This is a genomic window from Duganella sp. CY15W (assembly GCF_009857555.1).
Taxonomy (GTDB): domain Bacteria; phylum Pseudomonadota; class Gammaproteobacteria; order Burkholderiales; family Burkholderiaceae_D; genus Rugamonas; species Rugamonas sacchari.
This window is the reverse complement of the sequence record NZ_WWCQ01000009.1, coordinates 119,436-131,586: the sequence shown is the minus strand read 5'-3', so window position 1 is coordinate 131,586 and position 12,151 is coordinate 119,436. Positions and strand designations below refer to the sequence as shown.

Sequence of the window (12,151 nt, the reverse complement as noted above, 5' to 3'; positions counted from 1 at the left end):
TATGAATATTCTCTGTATAGGCGGTGGTCCCGCAGGCTTGTATTTCGCGCTGCTCATGAAAAAGCAGAACCCGGCGCACCAGATTACGGTGGTAGAGCGCAATCGTCCTTACGATACCTTCGGCTGGGGCGTGGTGTTCTCCGACCAGACGCTGGGCAATCTGGCGGAAGCGGATGCACCGACCGCGCAGGCGATCGAATCGTCCTTCAACCACTGGGACGATATCGATGTGTTCTTCAAGGGCGAAAAGGTGACGTCGGGCGGGCATGGTTTCTGCGGCATCGGGCGCAAGCACCTGCTGAACATTCTGCAGCACCGCTGCGAGGCGCTGGGCGTATCGCTGGTGTTTGAAACCGACGTAACAGATGACCGGGAACTGGCGGCACGTTATGGCGCTGACCTGGTGATTGCGTCCGATGGCCTGAATAGCCGTATCCGCACGCGCTATGCGGACAGCTATCAGCCGCAGATTGAGCCGCGCCATTGCCGCTTTGTCTGGCTGGGGACGCACAAGAAATTCGATGCGTTCACGTTCGCTTTCAAACAGACGGAACACGGCTGGTTCCAGGCCCACATTTACCAGTACGATGCCGGCACCTCGACCTTCATCATTGAAACGCCGGAATCGGTGTGGCGTGACTCCGGGCTGGAGGATATGAGCCAGGAGCAGTCGATCGCGTTCTGCGAGCGGCTGTTTGCGGAACAGCTGGATGGGCACAAGCTGATGTCCAATGCGTCGCATCTGCGTGGCTCGGCCATGTGGATCAAGTTCCCGCGCATCGTATGTGACAAGTGGGTGCACTGGAACGGCGCCGTGCCGGTGGTGCTGATGGGCGATGCGGCGCATAGCGCGCATTACTCCATCGGTTCCGGCACCAAGCTGGCGCTGGAAGATGCGATCGAGCTGGCGCGCTGCTTTGGCGCCCACGATACCGCGGCCGCTGCGCTGGCCGGATATGAGGCTGTACGTTCGGTGGAAGTGCTCAAGCTGCAAAATGCAGCCCGCAACTCGATGGAATGGTTCGAAAACGTCGAACGCTACACCGCGATGGAAGCGCCGCAGTTTGCCTACTCCATGCTGACGCGCAGCCAGCGCCTGTCGCATGAGAACCTGCGCCTGCGCGATTCCTCTTACGTGGGGGGCTATGAGCGCTGGTTTGCCCAGCGCGGCGCCACGTTGGCGGGCCTGCCTGCACCGGCAGCAGTTACGCCCCCCATGTTCACGCCATTCAAGGTGCGTGGCCTGACGTTGAAGAACCGCATTCTGGTGTCGCCGATGGCGCAGTACAGCGCGGTGGACGGCGTGGCGGGCGACTACCATCTGGCCCACCTGGGTGCGCGGGCGCTGGGCGGCGCCGCGCTGGTGTTCGCCGAAATGACCTGCGTCTCCGCCGATGCGCGCATCACGCCGTATTGCCCGGGCATGTACACGCCGGAACACACGCAGGCATGGAAGCGCATTGTCGATTTCGTTCATCAGCACACCGATGCGGCGATCGCGCTGCAACTGGGGCATGCTGGCGCCAAAGGCTCCACGCGCGCCATGTGGGACGGCATCGACAAGCCGCTGGACAAGGACAACTGGCCGCTGGTATCCGCCTCGCCGCAGCAGTATCTGCAAGGCATATCGCAAACCGCGCGCGAGATGACGGCAGCGGACATGGACCGCGTGCAAGCTGATTTTGTACGCGCCACGCTGGCGGCAAACGACGCGGGATTCGACTGGCTGGAACTGCATTGCGCGCACGGCTATCTGCTGTCGTCGTTCATCTCGCCGCTGACCAATCAGCGTACCGACGACTACGGCGGCAGTCTTGAAAACCGCTGCCGTTTTCCGCTGCGCGTGTTCACAGCCATACGTGCGGCGTGGCCGTCGCACAAGCCGATGAGCGTCCGCATCTCCGCGCACGACTGGGTGGACGGCGGCATCACGCCCGACGATGCGGTGCATATCGCCAGGCTGTTCAAGGCCGTGGGCGCCGACATGATCGATTGCTCGTCGGGGCAGGTGAGCAAGCTTGAGAAGCCGGTGTATGGCCGCATGTTCCAGACGCCGTTTGCGGACCGTATCCGCAACGAGGCTGGCATCGGCGCCATCGCGGTCGGTTCGATTTACGAAGCGGACCACGCCAACAGCATCATTGCCGCCGGCCGCGCGGACCTGTGCGCGGTGGGGCGCCCGCACCTGGCCAATCCGGCGTGGACGCTCACGGAGGCGGCGCGCATCGGCTACACGGCCATGCCGTGGCCTAAACAATACCTGCCTGGCAAACAGCAAATGGAACGCAATCTGGTACGAGGAATGTAATGGAAGATGAAGAACAACTGGACCTGGCCAGCCGCCTGACGCAGGATCACCACCAGTCGCTGAAACTGTGGCTGCGCATGTTGTCCTGCACGGTGATGATCGAGAACGAAATCCGCAGCCGTCTGCGCACCACCTTTGGCATCACGCTGCCGCGCTTTGACCTGATGGCGCAGCTGGAGCGGCACCCGCAAGGGCTGCGCATGGGCGAGCTGTCGAAGCGCATGATGGTCACGGGCGGGAATATCACCGGCATCACCGATCAGCTGGAGCAGGAAAAGCTGGTGGTGCGCGTGCCCGATCCCAAGGACGGCCGCGCCTACAGCGTCAAGCTCACTCCGGCCGGCCGCAAGGCCTTTGCCAGCATGGCGGCGGTGCACGAAGGCTGGATCGAGGAGCTGCTGCAAGGCGTCTCCGGCAACGACAAGACGCAACTGATCGACATGCTGTCGGACATGAAGCAGACATTAAGGACTACCCCATGAAATACCTACCAGGCCAGGCGCAGCAACTGCCCGGCAACCGCACCTCGCTGGCCGGCTATCAGGCCAATCACTTTTTGTTTGAAGTGCAGGAGGGCGTGGCCACGCTGACGCTGGACCGCCCGGAGCGCAAGAACCCGCTGACGTTTGAATCCTATGCCGAGCTGCGCGACCTGTTCCGGGAGCTGGTGTATGCGGATGACGTGAAAGCGGTAGTCATCATCGGCGCGGGCGAGAATTTCTGCTCGGGCGGTGATGTGCACGACATCATTGGCCCGCTGACCAAGCTGGATATGCCCGGCCTGCTGGCGTTCACGCGCATGACGGGGGACCTGGTGAAGGCCATGCGTGCGTGTCCGCAGCCGATCATCGCGGCGGTGGATGGCGTGTGCGCGGGTGCGGGCGCGATCCTGGCGCTGGCGTCGGACATCCGCCTCGGCACCGCGCGCAGCAAGACCGCTTTCCTGTTCACGCGGGTTGGCCTGGCTGGCGCCGACATGGGCGCGTGCTCGCTGCTGCCGCGCGTGATCGGACAGGGGCGTGCCGCAGAGCTGCTGTACACGGGGCGTTCGATGTCCGGCGCGGAGGCGGAGCGCTGGGGCTTCTTCAACAGCGTGCAGGAGCCGGAGGCCTTGCTGGCCGCTGCGCGCAGCTTCGCGCAAAACCTGGCGGACGGTCCGAGCTTCGCTCACGGCATGACCAAGAAGATGCTGCAGCAGGAGTGGAATATGGGCGTGGATGAAGCCATCGAGGCGGAGGCGCAGGCACAGGCCATCTGCATGATGACCAATGATTTTCACCGTGCCTATCACGCTTTCGTGGCCAAACAAAAACCGGAATTCGAGGGCGACTGATGAGCGATAAACATTATCTGGAGTGGCCGTTCTTTGAAGCGCGTCACGCCACGCTGGAAAAAGAGCTCGATGCCTGGGCTGCGCAGCATGTCGCGCACGCGCATGGCGATGACGTCGATGCAGCTTGCCGCCAGCTGGTGCGCCAGCTGGGCGAGGGCGGTTGGCTCAGGCATGCGGTCGGCAATACCATCGACACGCGCGCGATTTGCCTGATCCGCGAAACGCTGGCCCGCCACAACGGCCTGGCGGATTTTGCGTTTGCCATGCAGGGCCTGGGTTCCGGCGCCATCAGCCTGTTCGGCAGTGCCGAAAACCGCGACGCGTATCTGCCGCGCGTGGCGCGTGGCGATGCGATTGCCGCGTTTGCGTTGTCCGAGCCGCAGGCTGGTTCAGACGTCGCCGCCATGCAGTGCGCCGCCGTGCGCGATGGCGACGACTATGTGCTCAACGGCGAGAAGACCTGGATCTCCAACGGAGGCATCGCCGACTTCTATGTGGTGTTCGCCCGTACTGGCGAGCAGCCGGGCGCGCGCGGCATCAGCGCTTTCATCGTGGATGCCGGCACGCCGGGGTTCGGGATTGCGGAGCGCATCAACGTCATCGCTCCGCATCCGTTGGCGCGGCTGACGTTCAATAACTGCCGCATCCCGGCCAGCAAGCGGCTGGGCGAGGCAGGGCAGGGCTTCAAGGTGGCGATGGCCACGCTGGACGTGTTCCGCACCTCGGTAGCCGCAGCGGCGCTGGGTTTCGCGCGCCGCGCGCTGGACGAGGCCATGCAGCGCGCCACCCAGCGCCAGATGTTTGGCCAGGTGCTGGCCGATTTCCAGCTCACACAGGCCAAGCTGGCCGAGATGGCGACCGGCATCGATACCTCGGCGTTGCTGACTTACCGCGCGGCCTGGCAGCGCGACCAGGGCCGCAAGGTCACCAAGGAAGCGGCCATGGCCAAGATGCACGCCACCGAAACGGCGCAGCAGGTGATCGACGCGGCACTGCAGATGTTTGGCGGCCTTGGTGTGGTCAGCGGCCAGCCGGTGGAAAGCCTGTACCGCGAAATCCGCGCGCTGCGCATTTACGAGGGCGCGACCGAAGTGCAGCAACTGATTATCGCGCGTGAACTGTTGAAGGAGGCATGATGGAGATACTACAACCGCCAGGCTGGGCGCGTCCGCGCGGCTACTCGAACGGCATCGCCGCCAGCGGCCGCATGGTGTTCGTCAGCGGCATGATAGGCTGGGATGGCGATGGGGTGTTCCACACCGACGATTTTGCCGGCCAGGTGAGGCAGGCGCTGCTCAATGTCGTCGCCGTGCTGGCCGAAGCCGGGGCCAGGCCTGAGCACATCGTCCGCATGACGTGGTATGTGACTGATAAAAACGCCTACGTGGCGGCTTACAAGGAAATCGGCCGCGCTTACCGCGACATCATCGGTGAGCATTATCCGGCCATGACGGCGGTGCAAGTGGCGGCGCTGGTGGAAGACCGTGCGCTGGTGGAAATTGAAGTGACGGCGCTGCTTCCTGAATAAAAGCTGCGTCAGGCCAATTGTGCATATGTTAATATCCCCGGCTCGACCCCCTTAAGACCTCTTATCGACCGGATGTGGCCAAGTGTTATTTAATACTTTTGCATTTTTCTGTATTTTCCTGCCCTTGGCGCTGTTGCTGTACTTTTTGGCATACCGTATTTCCATACGGGCGTCGATCTTTGCATTATTCCTGGCCTCGGTCGGGTTTTATTGCTACTGGGATATTTCGTTTTTCCCCATTCTGGCCTTCTCGATCTGCGTTAACTTTGCCGTCGGACGCAATATTGTGCAGCACATCGAGCGCGGCCAGAAAGGGCCGGCGAAACGCTGGCTGGTCGCTGGCTTGGTCTTCAACTTAACGCTGCTGACCTTCTTCAAGTACGCTGATTTCCTGCTGCAAAACATCGGCATGGTGACCAGCACGCAGATCGCGCCGCTGGGTATTTCTTTGCCGATTGGCATTTCCTTCTTCACCTTCACGCAGATCGCCTACCTGGTCGACTGCCATGTCGGCAAGGTGCGCGAATACAAGCCGGAGAGCTACGGCTTGTTTGTCACCTATTTCCCGCATCTGATTGCCGGTCCTATCCTGCATCACAAGGAAATGATGCCGCAGTTCGAGCGGCCAGAGTCGCACGTGTTCAGCATGGGCCGGTTGAACCTGGGCCTGGTGTTCTTCCTGATCGGCCTGTTCAAGAAAGTCATCCTGGCGGATGGCGTGGCGCGCTTTGTCGCGCCAGTGTTTGACGCCAACTACGCTGACTTCACGATGCTGGAAGCCTGGGCAGGGGCCCTGGCTTACACCTTCCAGCTGTATTTTGACTTTTCAGCATACTGCGACATGGCCTATGGCCTGTCCTACATGTTCGGCATCATCTTGCCGATCAACTTCAACTCGCCATACCAGTCGACCTCGATTATCGAATTCTGGCGGCGCTGGCACATCACGCTGTCGACTTTCCTGCGCGACTATTTGTATATTCCGCTGGGCGGCAACCGCCAGGGGCCGTCGCGCCGTTATGTCAACCTGATCACCACCATGCTGCTGGGGGGGCTCTGGCATGGCGCCAACTGGACCTTCATTATCTGGGGCGGCCTGCACGGCAGCTACTTGGTGTGTAACCACATCCTGCGCGCGCTGCTGGGGCAGCGCAGCAATCTGCTGGTCAAAGCCGGTGGCTGGCTGCTGACCTTCCTGGCCGTTGTGGTCGGCTGGGTATTTTTCCGCGCCAAATCCGTCGAAAGCGCCTGGTCGATTCTAAAAGCGATGGCGGGCCATGGCGCGGCGTGGGCTGCGCCGGGTAGCGAGCTGGGCATCAACCGGGTCATGGACATGGGCAGTTGCGCCATCTGGGTCGCGGTGTGCGCGGCGACCGCCTTCCTGCTGCCGAATGCCTACCGGGTGCTCGGCCTGGGCGAACAGTCCGGCAAGGAGCGCCGCCTTGGCGGCAGTGCCGGCATGCTGTTGCTGGGGGCGATGCTGGTGCTGATCTTGCTGCTGCTGATGATCAGCGAAACGCGCGGCGTGTCTGAATTTTTGTACTTTAATTTTTAATCGTCATGATCAAACGCACTCTGGCAGTGGTATTGGGCGCGGCCGTGACGCTGGTGCTGCTTGAATTCTTTTTTCAGGCGGCGCCGGTGTTTTCCGGCCTGCGTATCGAACAAAGCAATGACGCCCAGCCTTTTATTCGGGCGCTGCCGCATCAGCCCTATGTGTTTTCGCATAACTGGGCCATGATCAATGTGCAGCGCAGCGTCACCAATGCGCAGGGCTTCAGCAATTCCGAGGACTTCAAGCCAAACGCCAGGGCGCTGGTGATCGGCGACAGTTTTATTGAGGCCCATATGCTGGCCTATCCGCAAACGGTGCAGGGCGTACTGGCGCAGAGCGTGGGCGGCGGCGTGTATGCCGCTGCCGCCTCCGGCAACGGGCTGGCCGACTATCTGCAGGTGGCGCGCTATTATGTGCCGCGTTTGCAGCCGCGCAATCTGGTGGTGTTCTTGAAGGAATCCGACTTGGCAGGCATGCTGGCCCGGCCGGATCGCGGCCATAGCACGTTTGTGGTCGACGGCGGGCAGGTGCAGGTCGTGCATGAGCCGTATGTTGAGTCCCATCTCAAGCAGCAGCTGGCGCGTTCGGCCTTGCTGCGCTACGTGTATTACAACCTCAAGGCGCGTGAGCTGTTTGCCAAAACCGAAGTGGGGGCACTGTCGGTCAAGGCCAACCCTGCGGCGCAGGCGCAGGCGCAGCACCAGCGCCAGGCGGTACTGGATTACTACTTCCAGCAACTGCAGGCCTTGGCACGCACGCACGCTATGCGCGTGATTTTGCTGGTCGATGGCGACCGCAAGGCCATATATGCTGGCCACGACGGCGCCTGGAAAACCGAAAATCTGGACAGCGTGATTGCCCTGGCCCGGCGCTATGGTTTTGCGGTGGCGGATACGCGGCCGGTATTCCGCCAGCGCTGGCTGGCTGCGCATGAGCGCTTCGACTATCTGCCGGAAGACGGCCACTGGAATGCGCTGGCCCACCGGCTGGCGGCGCAGCAGGTGCTGCCACTGCTGGCACCCTGAGTTGTCAGACCTGTGGCAGGCGCGAGACATGATTTCAAAGACAATAGTGTTATTATTTTATAACTGAGCGCTATATCGGCAGTTCGTCAGCGGTTGAGGCGTCCAGGGGAAAGCACGACTTCACAATGCAATGCCCGACATGGAGGCAGCATGGCTGTAGAACTGGGCGTACCCAAGTTTCGCGAATGTTCAGGCGACAAGAAATATGTTGACTTGACTGAAACCGATTACGGCAACTCTTGCAACGACGTGCTGTATCAGAACCTGCTGACCCAGGCGGAGCGGCATCACATTGCCAGCCAAGGCGCCAAGGTGCTGGATTTTGGCTGCGGCAGAGGGCAATTTGTCGGTTATTTGCGCCAGCATGGATTGCGCGCATACGGCATCGAAGTAGATGCCAAACTGATACAGGCAGGCCAGGTGCTGAGTGCCTCGTTTCAGGATGAGCTGCCATTGTTATCGCTGGTCAGCGGCGAAGGCCACCTGCCGTTTCCCGACGGTTATTTCGACATGATCGTGGCCAATCAAGTGTTTGAACACGTGTCGCATCTGGAAGAAGTCGCTGCCGAGATAGGGCGCCTGCTGCGTCCTGGCGGCATATTGCTGACGTTGTATCCGGCCCGGTTCACCCTGGTGGAGCCGCATTATCATTTGTCGGTCGTGCATTGGCTGCCAAAAGGCAAATTGCAGCGCGCCTTGATCCACCTGCTGGTCCGGGCCGGTTTTGGGGTGCCGCCGCCGTCTGGCGTGTCGCGCCAGCTCATGGGAGACATCATCTCCGAGTATGCCGACCATGAAACCTTTTACCGTTCCAACCATGTGATTGCCGACATCTGCGCGCACCATGGCCTGCGGCTGGACTTTGATGAAATTCCGCAGGACATGCTCGATAAAAAGCTCAAACGCTTATCGGGTGTGCGGCGCCTGGTATTTTCGGCAACGGCGGGCACCTTGCCATTGGTGACGATGCGGAATTTGTTCAAGAGTTGTGCCGCAGTTGGCGTCAAGGAGCCGCGCTTGCACTGAAAGCCAGGCTGGTCCATGACTGGATTGCAATCGCTGTTACTCATTGGCTTTACCGAAGCAAGGCGGATCAATGATTTGCATATCAAGCGCAACTATGCGGCACTGTTGAACGCTCATGGTTATTTGAAAACGCGAACAGGGTTTTCTGATATGGTGGTGCCGTTTAGTTGTAAAAGCAGTGGGTGAAAATCACTTAACGTTACCGCATCAATAAAAACCGTGGCAGCGTCATGCTTTGAGTGGAAGGCGAGCAGATATAGGAAGGGCGCAATTTCGTCCCCCCCCGGTTTGCAATTGTTCGCCACATTTAGCGGGCGACTGGCGGGATGAATGTCTGGCGCTGAACCGCTGGGACTGGTCACCATAGTACTTGCAGGGTGAATTGACGCAAATCTATCAATACTATTCGTCATAGCAGTTTCCGTGGGATTGGTAAAACCGCCGGTGCTACTACTGCTACTACTACTACTACTACTACTACTACTACTACTACTACTACTACTACTACTACTACTGGTCGATACTATAGTTACGGGACGAGGGATTGGATTGATGCTATTAGCTTTCGTCGCAATCGGAGCTACAGGACGAGAGGTTGCAGCGTTGCTACTGCTACCAGTCGTGACTCTGGTTGCGGGATGAACGGTTTGATTGATGTTAACCCCCTTCGCCATTGGAGTCATAGGACGACGGGGGGCCGCGATGCTGCTGGTACTGGTGATTGTCGAAGTTGAGGGGCGACTGTTTGAAGCAGTTTTATGATCGGAAATTTCTGCTTGGCTAGAAGACGTTGGGTTGATAAAAGCCGAAGCACCCGACCGTATGATGTACGCCATTAGGCTGAAGTCGAGCATTCTGACCATGATAAAAACAGTCTGTGTGGGATCGACGTAATAACCGACTGTGCGGCTGCCGCTTTTCATACTATCAAATAATTCATCTGGGCTGTTATAGCAGACCGTGCTCTGAACAATGCATTCAGGACGGTGAAGAAATATTTTTCTCATGCTAGCGATCGGCTTCGTTACCATAAATTGCGGCACGTTTTCCCGGTTTAGTGCCGCATAGGCCTGGACCGCAAAGGAGTGCAGCAACAGAGAAATTCTGGGTGATATTTTGTCCGCAAAATGCTTTAGAGGACTAACCGTTCCTAACTTTTCCTTGGATGTTGTGTAACTCTCTGGTAATTTTTCAGCAATACTAAATGGGCTGGCAAATATTCCCATATGGGTTGTAAATGGCAGACCTGTGTGCCCGGTAACCGTCATACACATTTGAATATTGAGCGCCTTCCAATCGTCAGATGTGGAAATACTGCTGAGGTCGAAAGTAGCGTAGGCGATATATTGGATCGTCCTGTCATTAGGTGGAAGATCCAATGCGCGTTTAAAACCATTGATCGCCTCTTGCAGATCGGAAAGTTGTGTTTGCCCAGATGAATCAGCGCTTGGCCGCGCCAGAGTATTGACGTCGTTTAGGAATTTCATCCAGAACGCGTAATTCACAACAAGTGGTTCGAGCACGAGAAACAGGTCTTTCCCACTGCTGCTTTTAGTTTTGCAAACTACGCCCATGAAATCCCCCGCAATCAGAATCTGCCAGTGCGCAATATACGATCTATTTATATGATCGATTGGCTCTTTTGCAAAGGTATCATATTTTTAACTTTTAAAGTTAATTAAAACTAATATGACTTTTCGCCCCTGGGCCCAAAAACGGGAGTGTTACTGAGCTTGATGGCCATGGGCCCCGGTTATGATTTCTACCGCCTTGTAAAGCGGCTGCGCTCTATCCTGGTCGGAAGGCAAGCCCCAAGCGCTGTTTAATCTTGTCGATTTTCAGCTGACGATCACGCCGTTTGCCCCAAAGTTGTGCAGTCATGTCACGCAGCGCAATGGCGCTGATCCTCTGAAAACTAAGGGAGAATGGCGTTTAGCAGGGGGAAGTAAAAAGCGGGGCTGGTCCCCCCCGACTGGAATCGAGTATTCTTAATAATCAACATCTTGCACTTGATTGTCGTAATTTTGTCGTAATTGGAACGGGAAACATCGCTCGAACGAATTTGCATACCTGTGTCAAAAAAACGATCCAGTTGTTGCAGTTTGGCATCTGTGATAGTGTGATGTATTGTTTTAAATAACGATGATAATGTGGTCACAAAAATAAAGCACACGTTTTTGCTGCCGGTAAAGCTTAATCATGCAACCTTGTACCCGTTCGTCGAGGCAGTACTAAAGGGGTTGTCGAAACGACCAAACAGCATCCTGTTCGATTTTAGTCGCCTCGAGGGCCTGCAAGTTGGCGGTGTGACAGTCATTTGCAACTTGATGGAATTGATTTCTCGCATGGGGATCAAGGTATCGTTCTACGCAGCTGAATGGTGCAGGGCGGCTGAATTTGTGGAGCGGTCAGGTCTTCTAGCGCTTAGTAGCAAGGAACTTACGCCACCGCGAACGTGTAGAGCATTTTTGCCCATAAAATTAGTGGAGTACAACCGAAGCCATGGCTATGTTCACAATGAATTAGTCCCATGGTTAGCGGCTAATTTGCAATGTGATCCACGGGCCCTCGCTACTCTTCGTGTTTGCTTTGAGGAAGTCTTCAACAACATCCGTGACCATTCCTCAATCGAGGTGGGGTGTAGCGCTGCTCACTTTGATGCTTCCACTGGCAAAATAACCATTTGCGTATCCGATTTTGGAGTGGGAATTCCAGGCAGGGTAAGAATAAAATACGAGACCACGTCGGACCATGCTGCGATCGAGTTGGCGTGCAAAGAGGGGTTCACAACTCAAAGTACTCCCGGCAATATGGGCGCGGGTCTTCATATTTTGATCCGAAATGTTGTCGAGCGGAATTCCGGAAAAATTGTCATCACCTCCGGCAACGGGATCTATACTTGTGTACCATCTGGGGTGTCGGAGCAGGGTTCTAAAAGATCTGGGCGAAATGCTACGGCCACTTATCCGGGAACCCTGATTCGTGCCCAGCTTGATATTCGCGATTTTGTGCCTGACGTAGTCGAACACGAGGAGTTCATATGGGAATGATAAGAGTTCTAGATTTTGTTGATCGCTGTTATAACAGCGAAGACGGTCAGATCATTCATGATGTGATCGCCTCTAATCTCGAAGCGAGCGGGGATCTTGTGGTCTCGCTAGAGGGAGTAGACTCGGTCCCTTCCTCGTTTGTCAATGTTGCCTTTATCAGTCTTCTGGACCGATGGAATTTTGACGAGATAAAGCGAAGGGTCCGTTTCGCGAATACGACTTCACAGATAAATGAGATGATTCGTTCTCGATTCAGCTTTGAGGTAAAGCGAAGGGCAGCACACTGAAAATTTTGAATGAAACGGCGCTCCAAATGGAGCGCCGTT

General features: G+C 57.4%; 11 protein-coding genes. 10 read left to right on the top strand and 1 reads right to left on the bottom strand.

From position 1 onward, the window contains the following. The first annotated feature begins 1 nt into the window (after nt 1). The 8 genes from GTP58_RS29900 (at nt 2) to GTP58_RS29865 (ending at nt 8,775) form a co-directional block, all read left to right on the top strand. The gene (locus GTP58_RS29900; protein WP_161080574.1) at nt 2–2,308 is read left to right on the top strand and encodes a bifunctional salicylyl-CoA 5-hydroxylase/oxidoreductase; all 2,307 of its coding nucleotides are present in this window, start codon (nt 2–4) and stop codon (nt 2,306–2,308) included. Next, a complete protein-coding gene (locus GTP58_RS29895) occupies nt 2,308–2,790 on the top strand; it encodes a MarR family winged helix-turn-helix transcriptional regulator (protein WP_161080573.1) in 483 nt (160 codons plus the stop codon). Before GTP58_RS29900 ends, GTP58_RS29895 begins: the two co-directional genes overlap by 1 nt. After that, nucleotides 2,787–3,641 carry an enoyl-CoA hydratase family protein gene (locus tag GTP58_RS29890; protein WP_161080572.1) on the top strand — a complete coding sequence of 285 codons (855 nt, stop codon included), beginning with the start codon at nt 2,787–2,789 and terminating at the stop codon, nt 3,639–3,641. The genes GTP58_RS29895 and GTP58_RS29890 overlap by 4 nt, the downstream gene beginning before the upstream one ends. Next, complete coding sequence (locus tag GTP58_RS29885; protein ID WP_161080571.1) at nt 3,641–4,777, top strand: acyl-CoA dehydrogenase family protein; 1,137 nt, start codon at nt 3,641–3,643, stop codon at nt 4,775–4,777. Before GTP58_RS29890 ends, GTP58_RS29885 begins: the two co-directional genes overlap by 1 nt. Further along, nucleotides 4,777–5,169: a RidA family protein gene (locus GTP58_RS29880; protein ID WP_161080682.1), complete on the top strand. Its 393-nt coding sequence runs from the start codon at nt 4,777–4,779 to the stop codon at nt 5,167–5,169. Before GTP58_RS29885 ends, GTP58_RS29880 begins: the two co-directional genes overlap by 1 nt. 145 nt (nt 5,170–5,314) lie before the next feature. Continuing rightward, nucleotides 5,315–6,724 carry an MBOAT family protein gene (locus GTP58_RS29875; protein ID WP_229215804.1) on the top strand — a complete coding sequence of 470 codons (1,410 nt, stop codon included), beginning with the start codon at nt 5,315–5,317 and terminating at the stop codon, nt 6,722–6,724. Between the two features lie 5 nt (nt 6,725–6,729). After that, nucleotides 6,730–7,749, top strand: a complete 1,020-nt coding sequence (locus GTP58_RS29870) for a hypothetical protein (protein WP_161080569.1) — start codon at nt 6,730–6,732, stop codon at nt 7,747–7,749. A gap of 150 nt (nt 7,750–7,899) precedes the next feature. After that, a complete protein-coding gene (locus tag GTP58_RS29865; RefSeq protein ID WP_161080568.1) occupies nt 7,900–8,775 on the top strand; it encodes a bifunctional 2-polyprenyl-6-hydroxyphenol methylase/3-demethylubiquinol 3-O-methyltransferase UbiG in 876 nt (291 codons plus the stop codon). Between the two features lie 119 nt (nt 8,776–8,894). Here the strand turns inward: GTP58_RS29865 and GTP58_RS29860 are convergent, their stop codons facing one another. Continuing rightward, the gene (locus GTP58_RS29860) at nt 8,895–10,349 is read right to left on the bottom strand and encodes a hypothetical protein (protein WP_161080567.1); all 1,455 of its coding nucleotides are present in this window, start codon (nt 10,347–10,349) and stop codon (nt 8,895–8,897) included. A 576-nt stretch (nt 10,350–10,925) separates the two neighbouring features. On the opposite strand from GTP58_RS29860, the gene GTP58_RS29855 reads away from it, so the two are divergent. Beyond that, complete coding sequence (locus tag GTP58_RS29855) at nt 10,926–11,825, top strand: ATP-binding protein (protein ID WP_161080566.1); 900 nt, start codon at nt 10,926–10,928, stop codon at nt 11,823–11,825. Beyond that, complete coding sequence (locus GTP58_RS31990; RefSeq protein ID WP_161080565.1) at nt 11,816–12,112, top strand: STAS-like domain-containing protein; 297 nt, start codon at nt 11,816–11,818, stop codon at nt 12,110–12,112. Before GTP58_RS29855 ends, GTP58_RS31990 begins: the two co-directional genes overlap by 10 nt. Nucleotides 12,113–12,151: the final 39 nt, after the last annotated feature.